Source organism: Paracoccus sp. P2 (assembly GCF_046335115.1).
Lineage (GTDB): Bacteria > Pseudomonadota > Alphaproteobacteria > Rhodobacterales > Rhodobacteraceae > Paracoccus > Paracoccus pantotrophus.
Window position 1 is genome coordinate 19239 of record NZ_JBGOSN010000028.1, and the last position, 17185, is coordinate 36423.

14 protein-coding genes are annotated in these 17185 nt (G+C 67.3%); 9 read left to right on the plus strand and 5 right to left on the minus strand.

Annotation, left to right across the window (positions count from 1 at the left end):
- The first annotated feature begins 78 nt into the window (after positions 1 to 78).
- Positions 79 to 2580: a DUF4175 domain-containing protein gene (locus tag ACDP63_RS16495; RefSeq protein ID WP_409928287.1), complete on the plus strand. Its 2502-nt coding sequence runs from the start codon at positions 79 to 81 to the stop codon at positions 2578 to 2580.
- Between the two features lie 49 nt (positions 2581 to 2629).
- Here ACDP63_RS16495 and ACDP63_RS16500 read toward each other — a convergent pair whose 3' ends face one another.
- Positions 2630 to 3604 carry a zinc-ribbon domain-containing protein gene (locus ACDP63_RS16500; RefSeq protein WP_409928288.1) on the minus strand — a complete coding sequence of 325 codons (975 nt, stop codon included), beginning with the start codon at positions 3602 to 3604 and terminating at the stop codon, positions 2630 to 2632.
- 125 nt (positions 3605 to 3729) lie between these two features.
- Between ACDP63_RS16500 and ACDP63_RS16505 the strand changes: the two genes are divergently transcribed.
- From ACDP63_RS16505 to ACDP63_RS16525, 5 genes are all read left to right on the plus strand, one after another.
- Positions 3730 to 4404 (plus strand): cell division ATP-binding protein FtsE, encoded by a 675-nt coding sequence (locus ACDP63_RS16505; protein ID WP_409928289.1) that lies wholly within the window; start codon positions 3730 to 3732, stop codon positions 4402 to 4404.
- On the plus strand, positions 4401 to 5330 hold the full coding sequence (locus tag ACDP63_RS16510) for a cell division protein FtsX (protein ID WP_036747884.1): 930 nt from the start codon (positions 4401 to 4403) through the stop codon (positions 5328 to 5330). Before ACDP63_RS16505 ends, ACDP63_RS16510 begins: the two co-directional genes overlap by 4 nt.
- Complete coding sequence (locus ACDP63_RS16515) at positions 5330 to 6094, plus strand: lysophospholipid acyltransferase family protein (RefSeq protein WP_024845027.1); 765 nt, start codon at positions 5330 to 5332, stop codon at positions 6092 to 6094. The genes ACDP63_RS16510 and ACDP63_RS16515 overlap by 1 nt, the downstream gene beginning before the upstream one ends.
- Positions 6095 to 6200: 106 nt before the next feature.
- Positions 6201 to 7130, plus strand: coding sequence for an ABC transporter ATP-binding protein (locus ACDP63_RS16520; RefSeq protein ID WP_024845026.1), 930 nt, complete (start codon positions 6201 to 6203; stop codon positions 7128 to 7130).
- Positions 7127 to 7888: an ABC transporter permease gene (locus ACDP63_RS16525; RefSeq protein WP_024845025.1), complete on the plus strand. Its 762-nt coding sequence runs from the start codon at positions 7127 to 7129 to the stop codon at positions 7886 to 7888. The genes ACDP63_RS16520 and ACDP63_RS16525 overlap by 4 nt, the downstream gene beginning before the upstream one ends.
- A 571-nt stretch (positions 7889 to 8459) precedes the next feature.
- Here ACDP63_RS16525 and ACDP63_RS16530 read toward each other — a convergent pair.
- A complete protein-coding gene (locus ACDP63_RS16530; RefSeq protein ID WP_114669383.1) occupies positions 8460 to 8936 on the minus strand; it encodes a hypothetical protein in 477 nt (158 codons plus the stop codon).
- Between the two features lie 109 nt (positions 8937 to 9045).
- Between ACDP63_RS16530 and rimO the strand changes: the two genes are divergently transcribed.
- The 3 genes from rimO (at position 9046) to ettA (ending at position 13090) form a co-directional block, all read left to right on the plus strand.
- Entirely contained in the window at positions 9046 to 10428 is a 1383-nt protein-coding gene (gene rimO / locus ACDP63_RS16535; RefSeq protein WP_024845022.1) for a 30S ribosomal protein S12 methylthiotransferase RimO, read from the plus strand.
- Positions 10429 to 10507: 79 nt separating this feature from the next.
- Positions 10508 to 11365, plus strand: a complete 858-nt coding sequence (locus ACDP63_RS16540) for a sulfotransferase family protein (RefSeq protein WP_024845021.1) — start codon at positions 10508 to 10510, stop codon at positions 11363 to 11365.
- A 69-nt stretch (positions 11366 to 11434) separates the two neighbouring features.
- Positions 11435 to 13090: an energy-dependent translational throttle protein EttA gene (gene ettA / locus ACDP63_RS16545; RefSeq protein ID WP_024845020.1), complete on the plus strand. Its 1656-nt coding sequence runs from the start codon at positions 11435 to 11437 to the stop codon at positions 13088 to 13090.
- A 50-nt stretch (positions 13091 to 13140) separates the two neighbouring features.
- Here the strand turns inward: ettA and ACDP63_RS16550 are convergent, their stop codons facing one another.
- The 3 genes from ACDP63_RS16550 to ACDP63_RS16560 all read right to left on the minus strand — a co-directional run bounded on the left by ACDP63_RS16550 (position 13141) and on the right by ACDP63_RS16560 (position 17100).
- Positions 13141 to 13971 (minus strand): glycosyltransferase, encoded by an 831-nt coding sequence (locus ACDP63_RS16550; protein WP_074990852.1) that lies wholly within the window; start codon positions 13969 to 13971, stop codon positions 13141 to 13143.
- Positions 13968 to 14891 (minus strand): glycosyltransferase 61 family protein, encoded by a 924-nt coding sequence (locus tag ACDP63_RS16555; protein ID WP_028710541.1) that lies wholly within the window; start codon positions 14889 to 14891, stop codon positions 13968 to 13970. Before ACDP63_RS16555 ends, ACDP63_RS16550 begins: the two co-directional genes overlap by 4 nt.
- Positions 14892 to 15213: 322 nt before the next feature.
- On the minus strand, positions 15214 to 17100 hold the full coding sequence (locus tag ACDP63_RS16560; protein WP_024845017.1) for an acyl-CoA synthetase: 1887 nt from the start codon (positions 17098 to 17100) through the stop codon (positions 15214 to 15216).
- Positions 17101 to 17185 lie beyond the last annotated feature (85 nt).

Sequence of the window (17185 nt, forward strand, 5' to 3'; positions counted from 1 at the left end):
TCGCTTCCTGCTGCGTGGTCGCCGGGGGTTTCACACCCCCGGACCCCCGTGGGATATTTGCCCAAGAAAGAAGCGGCCATGGCTGAACCGCGCCGCATCGGATGGGCGGTCGGACTGACCCGTGCCGGCATGTGGTGGGAGGCGCTGGCCGCGGCCTTCTGGCCCCTGGGCGTATTGCTGGCGCTGGTCCTGGCGGCGTTGGCCTTTGGCGCGGCCGAGCTTTTCTCCTCGCAGGCGCTGATGGGGCTGATGGGCCTGGTGGCCCTGGTCGCCGTGCTGGCTTTCGGCCGGGGGCTGCGGCGCTTTCGTCGACCCTCGGCCCTGGCGGCGCGGGTGCGGGTCGACCTGACCCTGCCGGGGCGGCCGCTATCGGCCCTGCGCGACCGCCTGGCCCTGGGGGCCGGGGACGAGGGTGCGGATGCGTTGTGGCGCGCGCATCTGGCGCGGATGCAGATGGCGGCGGCGGCGGCGCGCCCCGTGCCGCCCGATGCACGGCTGCGCTGGCGCGATCCGGCCGCCCTGCGGCTGGCCAGCGTGGTGGCGCTGGTCATGGCGCTGGTCTTTGCGCCGGCGGGGCAGCTGGGGCAGGGCCTTGCCGCCCTGGGCGCGACCTTCCGGCCCCTGCCCGAGGCGCGGCCTGGCGCCGAGGCCGGCCCGTCATGGGAGGGCTGGGCCGAGCCCCCCACCTATACCCGACGCCCGACGCTGTATCTGAACGCCCTGCCCGAGGGGCAGGGGCTGGAACTGCCCAAGGGCTCGAAGCTGAGCTTCCGGCTTTACGGCGAGGGCGCCGAGATCGCGCAGGACATCGGCGCGGCGGTGCCGGGCGGCGAGCCTGCCACGCCGGAGTTCATGGCCGAGCGCGACGGGATGATCGAGGTCGCCGGGCGGCGCTTCGACGTGACGGTGCTGCCCGATGCGGTGCCGGTCGTGGCGCCCGGCAAGGCGCCCGAGCGGCGTGCCGACGGTCGGCTGGTGCAGGAATTCACCGCCAGCGACGACAACGGCATCGCGGCGGGCCAGGCGGTCATCGTGCTGGACCTGGATGCGGTGGACCGCCGCTTTGGCCTGGCCCCGGAGCCCGAGCCGCGCGAGGCGGTGGAACTGGCGCTGCCCCTGCCCGCGACCGGCAGCCGCAAGCAGATCCGCGGCCGGCTGGTGGGCGACCTGGCGCGCCACCCCTGGGCCAATCTGCCGGTGACGGTTTCGCTGAAGGTCGAGGACGGGATCGAGCAGCAGGGCGTCTCGGCCCCCATGCGCATGGTCCTGCCGGGGCGGCGCTTCTTCGATCCGCTGGCGGCGGCGCTGATCGAGGTGCGGCGCGACCTGCTGTGGTCGCGCGACAATGCCGCCCGCAGCGCCCAGATCCTGCGCGCGGCGAGCTGGCAGCCCGAGGGTTTCATGGAGGAGGAGCTTTATCGCGGTCTGCGCGGCGCCATCGGCACGCTGGAATCCGGCAACCTGGGCGAGGAGGCGCGCAACAAGCTGGCGCAGCTGCTGTGGGATGCCGCCGTGGCGCTGGAGGATGGCGGGCTGGCCGATGCGCTGGAACGGATGAGCCAGGCGCAGGAGCGGCTGAGCGAGGCGATCCGCAACGGCGCCAGCCCCGACGAGATCCAGCGCCTGATGGACGAGTTGAAGCAGGCCACAGACGATTACCTGGACATGCTGGCCCAGCAGCAGGGCGAGGATCCGGCCGAGCGCTTCGATCGCTCGGCCCGGGACCGCCAGCAGATCACCGGCGACCAGATCCAGCAGATGATGGACGAGATCCAGCGCCTGATGAACGAGGGCCGCATGGCCGAGGCCCAGGAATTGCTGGAGCAGTTCAACCGCATGATGCAGAACATGCGGGTGACGCAATCCGAAGGCGGCGAGGCCGGCCGCCAGCGGCCGATGAACAGGCTGGCCGAGACCCTGCGCGACCAGCAGAAGCTGGCCGACGAGGCCATGCGCCAGATGCAGGATCGGTTCGGCCAATGGCAGCCGGGCGAGGAGGAGGGGCAGGGCAGCCAGGACAACCAGCAGCTTGCCGACCGCCAGCGCGAATTGCGCGAGGATCTGGGCCGCCAGCGCGGTCTGCTGCCCGGCCGCGGCACCCCGCAGGGCGAGGAGGCGCGGCGCCAGTTGGACGAGGCCGGCCGCGCCATGGAGGATGCCGAGCAGGCGCTGCGCGAGGGCGATGCGGCCGGCGCGATGGAGCGCCAGGCCCAGGCGATCCAGTCCATGCGCGAGGGGATGCGGGCGCTTGGCGACATGATGGCGCAGGACCGGCAGCAGGGCCAGGACGGCCAGCCGCAGCAAGGCGGGCAGCAGGACGGCCCCGAAGGGCCCTCGGGCGATCCGCGCGGGCGGCGCGGGCTGGCGCAGCCCTATGACCGCCAGCCGCAGACCGATCCGCTGGGACGGGCGCTGTCGGGCGACGGCGGCTCGATCACTTCGGGCGATCCCCTGGCCGAGGGGGGGGATCCCTCGCGCAAGGCCCGCGAATTGCAGGACGAGATCCGGCGGCGCAGCGGCGAACGCGAGCGGCCGCGCGACGAGCGCGACTACCTGGGGCGGCTGCTGGAGAATTTCTGAAGACGCGCTGCCGGCCCTTGCGGCGGGGCCGTTCGGTTCGGCGAAGCCCCTATCGACCCAGGAGGCGGTCGTGGAGCCAGAGCCGGGCCTGGTCGACCTGCTGGCGCCAGTCGGCGAGCCAGCCGCCGCCTTCCTCGGCCGGGATCTGGGGAGCCAGCACATAGAGGATCACCGCCCCCAGCGCCAGCATCGCGGCAAGGCCGAAGCCCATGCCATAGCCGCCGCGCTGTCGGCGCACCGGCACCAGGGCGGGGACCGGCGCCTCGCGCGGGACGGTCGCCGCGGCGGTCGCTGGCGGCGTAGCCGCGGCCGGGATTTCCGGCAAGGCCGGGCGGATCAGCGGCGCGACGGCCGGGGGCGGCTCCTCGGCCGTGATGGCCGCGTCGGGCCGTGGCGGGCTGGTGCGGGTCAGGGTCGCGGCCAGTTCCTCGGCATCGGGCAGGGCGGGGGCGACCGGCTCGGGCCAGTCCGGGGACGCGGGCCTGGCGGCAGGGGCTTCCGCGGCCGGGCTTTCCTGCTGGGGCACAGGCGGCATTTGCGGGTTGGCGGGGGCCTTCTTGCCGGCGACGGGTTCGGCAGGCGCCGCGGCGCTGCTGGTTTCGGTCACGGTGACGGCAGGCCAGTCGATCGGTGGCTCGGCCTTGGCGCGGCGTTCGCCTGCGGCAGGCTGTGCCGCGTCCTGTGCCGCCTCCTGTGCCGCTGCCGGGGTCGTCGCGGGAATGTGATCGGGGCTGGATTTTCGTGCCGGCGCCTCGCGGGCGCGCAACTCGCGCGCAGCTTCCTCGCGCAGGATGGCCAGCACCGATTCGTCCAGCGGCCGGTTCAGGACCGGGCGCGCCTGCGGGTCATAGGCGCCAGGGGCGGCGGCAGCGGCGGCAGCAGGGGCGGGCGGCGCGGACTTTCCCGCGCCGGGCTGGCGCCAGACATGGCCGCAGGCCGAGCATTCGACCTCGCGCCCCGAGGCGGGAATGGCGGATTCCGCGATCTCGTACTGGGCAGCGCAGCGGGGGCAGGTCAGGCGCATGGGCTGGTCTTTCGGCTCCGGTAGGGGGATGGTTTCGATCATGCGGGCGTCTCGCATTCGCCGCACGACTGTTCTATCAAGCCACGAACCGCGCGCCAAGCAGCCCGCTCGGAAAGGGACCACCAGTGATCGAGATGCAGAACCTGTCCTTCGGCTACAGCGGCAACGATCCGCTGCTTGCCGACATGTCGCTGACGCTTCAGCCGGGTTCCTTCCATTTCCTGACCGGTCCCTCGGGCGCGGGCAAGACCACCTTCCTGCGGCTGTGCTATGCCGACCTGCTGCCCTGCGGCGGGCGGATGACGGCCTTCGGCCAGGACGTGCAGGCGCTGTCGCGCGACGGCATCGCCGGGCTGCGGCGGCGGGTGGGCGTGGTGCATCAGGACACGCAGTTCCTGGACCACCTGCCTGTCGCGGAAAACATCGCCCTGCCGCTGCTGGTCTCGGGCGAGCAGGTGGACATGGGCGCCCTGGGCGAATTGCTGGCCTGGGTGCAGCTGTCGGGCCATGCCCGCGCCATGCCGCCGGAACTGTCGGGGGGCGAGCGGCAGCGCGCCGCGCTGGCCCGCGCCGTCATCATGTCGCCCGACCTGATCCTGGCGGACGAGCCGACGGGGAACCTGGACTGGGACATGTCGATGCGGCTCTTGCAATTGCTGATCGAACTGAACCGTTCTGGCAAGGCGGTGCTGATCGCCACCCATGACCTGAACCTGATCCGTGCCGCCAAGCAGCAGGTGCAGGCGCGGGTGCTGCGCATCGCGGGCAAGAGGCTGCAACTGGCGGGGGCGGACCTGTGAAGAAAGCCGATCTGAAATCGCTGGACCTGGCAACGCTGTGGCGGGGGCTGACCCGGCCCGACCCGGCGGGAACGGACCGCGTGGTGCCGCCGACCGGCTTCACCGCGCAGCTGACGGTGTTCTCGGCTGGCGCCATGGCCTTCCTGGCGGTCTTTGCCCTGGCGCTGGCGCTGGCCACCGGCCGGCTGGCCGAACGCTGGTCGACCGAGCTGGCCCAGACCGTGACCGTGCGCATCTCGGCCCCCGAGGACCAGATCGACGAGCAGACCGTGACGGTGATGGAGGCGTTGAAGACCACCCCCGGCATCGCCGAGGCGCGGCTCTTGCCCGATGACGAGGTGGAAAGGCTGCTCGAGCCCTGGTTCGGTCCCGATGTCCCGGTCGAGGCCCTGCCGGTGCCGCGCCTGATCGAGATCGCCCAGGCCGCCGAGGGTTTCGATGCCGAGGCGCTGCGCCTGCGGCTGGAGGGCGAGGCGCCGGGCGCGGTGCTGGACGACCATACCCGCTGGCGCCAGCCGCTGGTCTCGGCGGCGAACCGGCTGCGGGTGCTGGGGCTTGTCTCGCTGCTGCTGATCGCTGCCGCCTCGGGGGCGATGATCACGCTGGCCGCGAAGGCGGCGCTGGCGGCAAACGGGCAGGTGATCCGGGTGCTGCGCCTGATCGGGGCGCGCGACATCACCATCGCCACCGCCTTCGTGCGCCGCTTTACCCGCCGCGCCGCCATGGGTGCGGCCGGGGGCACGGTGCTGGGCATGGCGGCGATCTGGGCGCTGCCCTCGATGGACCAGGCGGGCAGTTTCCTGACCGGGCTGGGGTTTCAGGGCTGGGGCTGGCTCTGGCCCCTGCTGATCCCGCCCGCCGCCGCCGCCATCGGATTCGTCGCGACCCGCTGGGCGGCGCTGAAGATGCTGCGCGAGGTGCGCTGATGAGCGCCTATCACCCGCGTCGGGCCTCGATCCTCGACTGGCCGCGCACGGTGCTTTATTACCTTTATGCGGTTCTGGTGACGCTGGTTCTGGGGCTGTGGGGCCTGCCGCAGGTGCTGGTCCATCCCGAGCGCGCGCATCGCGTGGCCAGCCTGTGGCTGGACCAGATGCTGGGCGCGGCGCGGCTGCTCCTGGGGGTGCGTATCGAATATCGCGGCACGCCGCCCGCGGGAGAATGCATCGTGGCCTCGAAGCACCAGAGCTTTCTCGACATCCTCGCGCTGGCCCGCGCCTGCCCGCGCCGCGCCTTCGTGATGAAGCGCGAGGTGCTGCGGGTGCCGGTCATGGGCTGGTTCGCGCGCAAGGTCGGCTGCATCCCCATCGACCGCGCGCGCGGCAAGGAGGCGATGAAGCAGATCATCGCCGGCATCGAGGCTGCCCGCGCCCGCCCCGAGGGTCTGGGCCAGCTTATCATCTATCCCGAGGGCACCCGCACCCGGCCGGGGCAGAAACTGCCCTACAAGCACGGCGCCGGCACGATTCAGCGCGCGACCGGCCTCTCCATCCGTCCCGTTGCGGTGAATTGCGGCCTGTTCTGGCCCAAGCGCGGCATCCCGATCCGCGGCGGCATCGCGGTGATCGAGTTCCTGCCGCCGATCCCGGCCGGCCCGCGCTCGAGCGCGGTGATGGAGCTTCTGGAGGCGCGGATCGAGGCCGCCAGCGACCGGCTGCTGGCCGAAGCGGGCGGCCTGCCGCCGGCCTGACGGTTGACGCAAGGTCAGGGGCGTTTTCGCCATTGCGCCCGCCCGTGGTTGCGGTCCACCCTGCCCGGCGGATTTGCGGGCCTTCGGGCCAGAACAGGGGGACGGGATGCGTCCGATCATCGACATCGACCATGTTTCCAAGCGCTACGGCAGCGGCACGGTGGCGCTGAACGACGTCTCGCTGCAGATCGAGGAGGGCGAGATCCTGGCGCTGCTCGGCCCGAACGGGGCGGGCAAGACCACGCTGATCTCGATCATCTGCGGCCTAGTGGTGCCCAGCGGCGGCACGGTGCGCGTCGGCGGCCACGACATCGGCCGCGACTGGCGTGCGGCGCGCAAGCTGATCGGTCTGGTCCCGCAAGAGGTCGCGCTGGAGCCCTTCGAGAGCGTCATCGACTGCGTGCGCTTTACCCGCGGGCTTTACGGCGAGCCGCCGGACGACGCCTATATCGAGCAATTGCTGCGCAGCCTGGCGCTGTGGGACAAGCGCGAGGCCAAGACGCGCGAGCTGTCGGGCGGCATGAAGCGCCGGGTGCTGATCGCCAAGGCGCTGTCGCACCGGCCCAAGGTGCTGTTCCTGGACGAGCCCACGGCCGGGGTGGACGTGACGCTGCGGCGCGAGATGTGGCAGGTGGTGCGGCAGTTGCGCGCCGAGGGCGTGACCATCATCCTGACCACGCATTACCTGGAAGAGGCCGAGGACATGGCCGACCGTATCGGCGTCATCAACCGTGGCGAATTGCTGCTGGTCCGGTCCAAGGACGCGCTGATGGGCGAATTCGGCAAGAAGCGCCTGACCGTCTCGCTTTCCGAGCCGCTGGCGGCGCTGCCCGCCGAACTGGCGGGGCGCGGGCTGGTGCTTTCGGCCGACGGGCGCGAACTGGGCTATGACTACGACACCAGGGCCGAGCGCACCGGGATCGCGCATCTGCTGGCCGAGCTGGCGGGGCTGGGCCTGGCGGTGCGCGACGTGTCGACCAAGCAAAGCAGCCTCGAGGAAATCTTCATGTCGCTGGTCGAGGAGGAAACCGCATGAACTGGCGTTCCGCCCGCGCCGTCTTCGGACATGAGATGGCGCGGTTCTTCCGCACGATCTGGCAGTCGCTGGCCTCGCCGGTGCTGTCCACGGTGCTTTACTTCGTTGTCTTCGGCGCCGCCATCGGCGGGCGCATCCAGGCGGTCGAGGGCGTGGCCTATGGCGCCTTCATCGTGCCGGGGCTGATGATGCTGACCGTGCTGCAGCAATCGGTGGCCAATGCCAGCTTCGGCATCTATTTCCCGAAATTCGCCGGCACGATCTACGAGATCCTCGTCGCGCCCACCGGCTGGATCGAGGTCACGCTGGGTTTCGTCGGCGCCGCCGCCACCAAGGCGGTGATGATCGCGCTGGTGATCCTTCTGACCAGCTTCTGGTTCACCGGCGTGCATATCGCGCATCCGTTCTGGATGCTGGCCTTCCTGGTCCTGACCGCCGTCGCCTTTTCGCTCTTGGGCTTCATCATCGGTCTTTGGGCGAAGAATTTCGAACAGTTGCAGATCGTGCCGATGATGGTCATCACGCCGCTGGTGTTCCTGGGCGGCGCCTTCTATTCGGCCTCGATGCTGCCGCCCTTCTGGGAGGGGGTCGCCAAACTCAACCCGGTGCTTTACCTGATCTCGGGCTTCCGCTGGAGCTTCTTCGGCTTTGCCGATGTGCCGGTCGGGCTGTCCTTGGGCGCGGTGGCGCTGATGATCCTGGTCTGCATGGGCGCGATCCGCTGGATCTTCCTGACCGGTTGGCGGCTGCGGGAGTGACCGCGCCTATGGGGTGCGTTCAGGCGCACCCCATAGGCGCCGCCCATTTACGGCCGGCACGGTGTCCCGGCCTTGGCCATCTGCGCCGCGTGCCGGCCAAGCGCCGCCGCCTGCCGTTGCAGCCAGGCATCCGCCGCCTTGCGCCCCTGCGCCTGCAACCGCCGGTGGTATTCCGGCCGCAACTGCTCGCGGCTGGCCGAGATCGAGCAATCGGCCGTCNTGCAGCCAGGCATCCGCCGCCTTGCGCCCCTGCGCCTGCAACCGCCGGTGGTATTCCGGCCGCAACTGCTCGCGGCTGGCCGAGATCGAGCAATCGGCCGTCCGCACCGGCTTCTTGCCCGCCTTGCCGGCGGGCGCGCCGCCGTTCGGTGCGGTCTGCTGTTCCAGCAGGTCGCCCTGATGCATGATCATCGCCTGGTTTCCGGCGTCGAACCACGGCGTCTGCGCGCCGGCCGAGCCAGCCCAAATCACGGCCGCGGCGACCGCGGCCCATCCTTGTCCCGACATGGCTGTCCTCCTTTGCGCCGAGCCTGCCATAAAACCGCGCCCCGGTCATCCCTTGGGATGCGCCTCAGCCCCGGCACAGCCGGGTCTGCGGGTCCAGCCGGACATATTCGCGGGCCGAGATCCTGTGCATCTTCAGCGAATGCTTCCATTGCGTGTTCCACATACGCAGGATGCCGTTTCGGTAATATTGCGCCATCAACTCGTCCACGATGGGCGGGATGATGGTGGTGCCGGGGATGCGGGGGGCGTGAAAGCCGACCGTCGCCTTCGGTCCCAGACAGGCATTGGGCAGGGTGATATAGATCGTGCAGGCCGAGCGGCAATAGCCCCTGACCTCGACCGGCCGGCCGCTGGCGGCCAGCTTGTTGCGATAGCGGATCGCCTCGACGACATTGCCGCCACGATTGTTCATGATCACGATCGGCTTGCCGCGCGGCTGCGCCTCGGCGGGCGCGGGCAGGCCGGCGACACCGGCGACGCCGGTGCCAAGGGCCAGCGACAGGGCAAGCGCCGAAGAAAGGCGGGTCAGAAGGGAAGACATGTTCATGTCCTTTGCTATGCCTCGCTGAACGCGCAAGTCCAAATGACGTTCCGGCGAGCCGCGCTTCCTGCTTAACAAGCGGCCTGCTTGCCACTATATGCCGCGCATCATGAGCCAGAACCCGCCCCTGTTGCGCCCCGATCTAGCCCCCAGCCCGATCTTCGACTCTGCACAAGGGGAGGGGGGGCGAAGGGACGGGCAACCGACCATCGGCATGGTCAGCCTCGGCTGTCCCAAGGCGCTGGTGGACAGCGAGCGCATCCTGACCCGCCTGCGGGCCGAGGGCTATGCCATCAGCCCCGACTACAAGGGCGCCGGCGCGGTGATCGTGAACACCTGCGGCTTCCTCGATTCGGCCAAGGCGGAATCGCTGCAGGCCATTGGCGAGGCGCTGGCGGAAAACGGCAAGGTCATCGTCACCGGCTGCCTGGGCGCCGAGCCCGAATATATCACCGGCGCGCATCCCTCGGTCCTGGCCGTGACGGGGCCGCAGCAATACGAGCAGGTGCTGGATGCGGTGCATTCTGCCGTGCCGCCCTCGCCCGATCCCTTCGTGGACCTGCTGCCGGCCTCGGGCGTGAAGCTGACCCCGCGCCATTACAGCTACCTGAAGATTTCCGAGGGCTGCAACCACGCCTGCAAGTTTTGCATCATCCCCGACATGCGCGGGAAACTGGTCAGCCGCCCGGCGCATGCGGTGATCCGCGAGGCCGAGAAGCTGGTCGAGGCCGGCGTGCGCGAGCTTCTGGTGATCTCGCAGGACACCTCGGCCTATGGGCTCGACCGCAAGTTCGCGGAGGAGCGCGGGCATCGGGCGCATATCACCGACCTGGCGCGCGACCTGGGGTCTTTGGGCGCCTGGGTGCGGCTGCATTACGTCTATCCCTATCCGCATGTGCGCGACCTGATCCCCTTGATGGCCGAGGGGCTGGTGCTGCCCTATCTGGACATCCCCTTCCAGCACGCCCACCCGGATGTGCTGAAGCGCATGGCGCGGCCGGCGGCGGCGGCCAAGACCCTGGACGAGATCGCCGCCTGGCGGGCCGCCTGTCCCGAGATCACCCTGCGCTCGACCTTCATCGTCGGCTATCCCGGCGAGACCGAGGCCGAGTTCCAGACCCTGCTGGACTGGCTGGACGAGGCGCAGCTGGACCGGGTCGGCTGCTTCCAATACGAAAACGTCAAGGGCGCGCGCGCCAACGAGTTGCCCGACCACCTGCCCGACGAGGTCAAGCAGGACCGTTGGGACCGCTTCATGCAGAAGGCGCAGGCGATTTCAGAGGCCAAGCTGGCGGCCAAGGTCGGCAGCCGCATCGAGGTGATCGTGGACAGCGTGGACGACGAGGGCGCGACCTGCCGCACCAAGGCCGATGCGCCGGAAATCGACGGCAACCTGTTCATCGACCAGGGGTTCGAGGCACTGGCGCCGGGCGACATCGTCAGCGTCACCGTGGACGAGGCCGGCGAATACGACCTCTGGGGCCGGCTCTAGGCGGCGACAATCGTGCCGGTTGTGGCGCCGGCGCCGCTGGCTTAATCAGGCGGCAGCGCGACGCAACAAGGCGGCATGGATGAACTGGGATCCCGAAGGCAAACCCCGAAAACCCGATGTCCTGGGCATCGGCGCGCAAAAGGCCGGCACCACCTGGCTGTCGCAGATGCTGGGCCAGCATCCTGATGTCTGGGCTCCCCCCTTCAAGGAGGTGCAGTTCTTCAATCACCGCTTCGTCGAAGAGCATCGCAAATGGCTGCCCTGGCATTTCCGCCGCGGCCGCCAGAACATCGAGAAACGCTGGGCCGCCCGCGGCGAGGAGATGCCGCGCGCGATGGTGCGCTATCTGGACCGCGTCACCCGTGAACCGATGTTCACCAACCATTGGTACAAGCTGGTCTTCGCCCCCGCGCCCCAGGGGACAAAGGCGATCGACGTTACCCCGGAATATTCGACCCTTCCGCCGGAAGGCGTGGATTTCGTGACGAAATTCCTGCCGCAGGCGAAGTTCGTCTATATCATCCGCCACCCCGTCGATCGCGCCATCTCGCAGCTCAAGATGAACCTGACGCGGGCGGGGCGAAAGCCGGCGACCGTCGAGGACTGGCTCAAGGAGGTCGAGGCTCCCGAGCTGATGGATCGTGGCGATTACATGAGCTATGTGCCGCGCTGGAACGCGCATTTCGGCCCCGACCGGCTGCTTTACCTGCCCTTCGGCATGATCGCCCGCGATCCGCTGAGCTTCCTGCGCCGGGTCGAGGACTTCCTGGGCCTGGCCCCGCACGACTATCGCGACCTCGGCAAGAAGGTCTTCGCCTCGGACAATGCGCTGGTGGTGCCCGACCGGGCCCGCGCCCGGCTGCGCGAGAAGCTGGAACCGCAATTCGAGTTTCTCGACCGGACCTTCGGGCCGGAATTCATCCGGCAGTTCCGCTGAGCCTTCCCCTTTCGCCGCTGCTCGACTACATAGCGCGCAACTTCACGGGTTCAGCAACGAGGAAAGATCATGGCCTCCTACCAGTTCGTTTACCACATGGACGGGGTGTCCAAGACCTATCCGGGCGGCAAGAAGACCTTCGAGAACATCCGCCTGAACTTTCTGCCCGGCGTCAAGATCGGCGTCGTGGGCGTCAACGGCGCCGGCAAATCCACGCTGCTGCGCATCATGGCCGGCATCGACAAGGACTTTACCGGCGAGGCCTGGGCGGCGAAGGGCGCGACCGTAGGCTACCTGCCGCAAGAGCCGCAGCTCGACCCCGCCTTGAACGTGCGCGGCAACGTCATGGAGGGCGTCAAGGCCAAGCAGGCCAAGCTCGACCGCTACAACGAGCTGGCCATGAACTACTCGGACGAGACCGCCGAGGAGATGGCCAAGCTGCAGGACGAGATCGATGCCGAGAACCTCTGGGATCTCGACAGCCAGATCGACGTGGCCATGGAGGCGCTGCGCTGCCCGCCGGACGATGCCGATGTGGAAAGCCTGTCGGGCGGCGAGCGCCGCCGCGTCGCGCTGTGCAAGCTGCTCTTGGAACAGCCCGACATGCTGCTTCTGGACGAACCGACCAACCACCTGGATGCCGAGACCATCGCCTGGCTGCAAAAGCACCTGATCGAATATCCCGGCACCATCCTGATCGTCACCCACGACCGCTATTTCCTGGACGACATCACCGGCTGGATCCTGGAACTCGATCGCGGCCGCGGCATCCCCTATGAGGGCAATTACTCGGCCTGGCTGGAGCAGAAGGCCAAGCGGCTGGAACAGGAAGCGCGCGAGGACAAGGCCAAGCAGAAGACGCTGGAGCGCGAACTGGAATGGATCCGCGCCGGCGCCAAGGCGCGGCAGGCCAAGCAGAAGGCCCGGATCAACGCCTATAACGAACTGGCCAGCCAGTCCGAGCGCGAGAAGCTGACCCGCGCCCAGATCATCATCCCCAACGGCGAGCGGCTGGGCAGCAAGGTGATCGAGGTCAACGGGCTGAAAAAGGCCATGGGCGACAAGCTGCTGATCGAGGATCTGAGTTTCAGCCTGCCGCCGGGCGGCATCGTCGGCGTGATCGGCCCGAACGGCGCCGGCAAATCGACGCTGTTCAAGATGCTGACCGGGCAGGAACAGCCCGATGCCGGCGAGATCACCTATGGCGACACGGTGAAGCTTTCCTATGTGGACCAGTCGCGCGACGCGCTGGATCCCAACAAGACGGTGTGGGAGGAAATCTCGGGCGGGGCCGAGCAGATCGAGCTGGGCGACGCCACGATGAACAGCCGCGCCTATTGCTCGGCCTTCAACTTCAAGGGCGGCGACCAGCAGAAGAAGGTCGGCCTGCTCTCGGGCGGCGAACGCAACCGGGTGCATATGGCCAAGCTGCTGAAATCCGGCGGCAACGTGCTGCTGCTGGACGAGCCGACCAACGACCTGGACGTGGAAACCCTGCAGGCGCTGGAGGCGGCGCTGGAGGATTTCGCCGGCTGCGCGGTCATCATCTCGCACGACCGCTTCTTCCTCGACCGGCTCTGCACGCATATCCTGGCCTTCGAGGGCGACGCGCATGTGGAATGGTTCGAGGGCAACTTCGAGGATTACGAGGCCGACAAGATCCGCCGCCTCGGCCCCGATTCGGTCGAGCCGAAGCGGGTGAAATACAAGAAGTTCACGCGGTAATAAGATGGAGGAAAGGGGGCAGATCTGCCCCCTTTTTTCTTCGCAGGCCGTTATCGAAATCCGGCGGCCTTCATGCCCGTTTCCGACAGGTAGTCGAAATGCCGCGTGATCAGGCGATCCAATTCGTCGCGCGGGGCTTTCTTCATGCCCCTCTTGGCCAGGATTTCCTTGGCGTGCCGCGGCGTGTCGTTCATCCCATAATGGGTCACGATGCTGGGAACCGAGGGGTCGGTCAGGGCGACCATCACTGTCGGGATGCGATAATGGGCAAAGCCGAATACCGTGCGCTGGGGATGGCGCACGGCGACACCCACGCCAAGGAAGGGGTTGAACCAGCGGTAAAGCCCCTGCGTCGGCCCGTCGATGACCGAATAGATCACCGTGGGGAAGCTGACGGCGAAGACCCCATGCGCCTTCCACAGGGTATCGCCATGCTTGCGCAGCTTCCTGATATAATCCTTGGAAAGGCAATCATCGTCATCGAGGCGGAATTGAAGGCAATCCTGCAGTTCCAGTCCGATTTCCTTGAGGGTCTGGACCTGGGCATCGGCGACATGCATCGGCGGGACAAAGCGCAGAACCACATAGGGGCGTGCGTCGCAAAGCCTTTGCAGCTGGTCGCGATAGACCTTGGGCATCCGGTCCGAAGAGATGACGAGCAGCTTGAAATCGGGATCGGTCTGCGCGTCCAGGGAGGCGAGCGTCAACTGCTCGAACGTCACGAAACGGGCCTTCATTCGCTCGTCGCCGAAAAGCTCCTGCTCCTTTTGCTTGTAGATCGGCTCCAGGTCGCTTTCCGCGACGTTGCGATAGGCTTTCCAGTCGCCACGCCCGATCATGGAAAAGCGGCAAATCCCGACTATGGTCGTAACATTTTTCATGGCTCGTACCGTTTTTCGACCGGCGTGAAGGCAAGGCCTCTCTTTGCGCGGGATTCGGCCACAGCCACATCGGCCTGAATGATTTCATCTGTGGGGATGTCCCACTGAACGTCAGGGTCCACGAAACCTCCTTTGACCAGGGCATCGCGGATCTCGTTGAAGTCCGCCTCCCCCCAGCTATCATGGTTCGGCTTCTTGCCGGGAACCAGATACTCGTTCACCAGGCTGTTGATCAGAAGGATATCCTTGCCGATCATGCCCCGGAGTTGCAGACGCATGCAGTGATGCTCGGTATTGTTGCGGCGCAGGATGACGGCAATGTCCTTATCCGGGTCCGCCGCCATGCCGGCCATGTGCAGAGCCGATGTGTCGATGCTGATGATCTTGCGCGCAGCGCGATAAAGCGCCAGCTGATCCGTCCAGGTCATCTTTTCGGGATAGACAGGCACATAACCGGCCCGTTCGAGGTTCGCCTCAAGCACCTGCTCGCCCAAAAGGCCGCCGGTGGCCGCGTATTTCGTGCGTGAGATATAGATCTTTTCGGGGCCGTTTGGTGGAACCTTCCCGACAGTATTGCGCAGGAAGTTGCGATATTCTTCGGTCCCGGTTGCGATCGCGCCCAGGCCGAAGCCTTGGCCAGGGATGGAGAGCTTTTCGATCCGGGTGGGTGTGGGGAGCAGAATCACCGGGCAGGTGATGCCGAAAATCTTGAACAGTTCTCGGTGGTGCTTTTTGAAATGCGTCAGGTTGGCATGTTTGGGCGTGAAAACGATGCCATCATAGCTGTCATTCGATGCCCAGAGCCGGCAGATCGTTTCGGTGATGAACAGGCCAAAATGGCCAAAGAACATGCCGCCGAACAGATAATGTCCCTCGCGCTTTTCCGTCGCTTCGGGCTCTTCGGTCAGGGGAAGCGACATGCGTCCTTCAAAGCGCCAGATTGCGGCTTGAGCAATGTCGCCATCCTTCCACACGCCGGTTGGGGTCCGGGGACGGGATTCTGTTGGAGGCGCGATAATTGCATCCTCTACTTTAACTATTTCTTTAGACCAACCCTGATCAGGTAGCGGAGGACAAGGCTCGCTCACGTTTACTCTCTCAAAATTATAACACGTCGATTCGCTTGCGAGAGACAGATGTCCCCGACATTACACTTGTTTGGCAATATCTACTTGGCTGTGCAACCCAAATTGGAGTGCGGCGGAAAGCCGCGCGCCTAAGGGTTTATTTGGCAACGCAGCCTCAGGCCCATTCCCAGGGCAGGGCCATTTGGCCAAGCAACTTGGCGACGGCCTCGCGGTCCACTTCGGCCGTGGGCTTGATCTGCGCGACAAGGCCACGTTTCTTGTCGTCGATGACCTCGGCGACTTCGGCGGCGAGGCCCGCGCCTTGCAGAATCTCATCATAGACGCGGCGGATCGCCAGCTTGCGCAGGTCGGGCTTGAAGATCTTGCCCACCGCGGTCTTTGGCAGCTCGGGCAGGATCTCGACGTGCTTGGGCACCGCCGCGCGTTCGTGGATATGGGCGCGGGCATGCTCCATCAACTCGTCCAGCGAGACCTCGGCCCCGGCGATCAGCTCGACATAGGCGCAGGGCAGTTCGCCCGCGAAGGAGTCGGGCTGGCCGATGGCGGCGGCGGCGGCGACCTTGGGGTGGGACAGCAGCGCGTCCTCGATCTCGGCGGGGTCGATATTGTGGCCGCCGCGGATGATCAGATCCTTGGCGCGCCCGGTGATCCACAGATAGCCGTCGGCGTCCATCCGGCCCAGGTCGCCGGTGCGCAGGAAGCGGCTTTCGGCGAACAGGTCGTGGTTCTTGTCGGCCTCGGTATAGGTCGAGCCCTCGAAGACGCCGGGATTGGCCACGCAGATCTCGCCGATCTCGTCGGTGGCGCATTCGTGGAAATCGCCGTTGCGGCGCTGCAGGATGCGCACATGGGTATAGGGCAGCGGGATGCCGACCGAGCCGACCTTCTTGAGCCCGTCGATGGGGTTGCAGGAGACCAGGCAGGTCGCTTCGGTCAGCCCGTAGCCTTCGGCGATCTCGACCCCGGTCGCAGCCTTGAAGCGGTTGTAAAGCTCGATCGGCAGCGGCGCCGAGCCCGAGATCGCGGTCTTGAGCGAGGTGACATCGGCATCGACCGGGCGCTGCATCAGCGCGGCGATGGCGGTGGGCACGGTGATCAGGAAGGTCGCCTGCCAGCGTTCGATCAGCTTCCAGAAATTGTCGAACACGCCCTCGCCGCGATAGCCGGCGGGCGTCGGCATGACCAGCTGCGCCCCCGACATCAGGCAGGACATCAGCACCGGATAGGCCGCGAAGACGTGGAACATCGGCAAGGGGCACATCAGCACGTCGGTCTCGGTGAACAAGAGCGTGGCGCCCAGCCAGCCGTTATAGACCATGCCCGATTGCTTGTGCTGGGCGACCTTGGGCATGCCGGTGGTGCCGCCGGTGTGGAAAAAGGCGGCGACGCGGTCCTCGGCCGGCTCGTCGAAGGTCAGGCGGTCGTGCTTTTGCGCGCTGGCGGCGGCTTCGAAATCCATGACCTTGGCATGGTGCCGGGCGGGAACCTTGGGCCGCATCAGCGGCACCAGCAGGCGCTTGATCCCGGTCAGGTAGCCGCGCAGGTCGACCTCCAGCACGGTCTGCACGTCCGGGGCCTGCGCCACCGCCTCGGCCGCCTTTTGCGCGACCTCGGATTTCGGAAAGCTTTTCAGTGTCACCAACACCTTGGCGCCGGTTTCGCGCAGGATGGCCGCGATGTGGTCGGGCTCCAGCAGCGGGTTGATCGGGTTCACGATCCCCGCCGTCGCGCCGGCCAGCAGCACGACCGGCGCCTCGACGCAATTGGGCAGCAGATAGGCCACGACATCGCCCGGCCCGACGCCCAGGCTGCGAAACAGGTTCGCCGTCTCGGTCACGCGCTCGTGCAGCTCGCTCCAGGTCAGGGTCCGGGCCGGTGCCTTGGGGTCCGAGAACAGCTGGAAGCTGATCGCGGGACGCTGGGGATGGCGGTCGCGGGTCTGGGTCAGCGCCTGATAGACGGTGCGCGGCACCTGGCGCTGCGCATAGGACATTTCCGTCTCGACCGCATCGCGGTCTGCGACGCTCGCGAACCTGGCCATTCCCTTACCTCCCGTTCTCCCATTCGGGGTCGTGCCCCACTGACAGGCAGAATGGTGCAACGATCAGCATGATGGCAAGCATTCC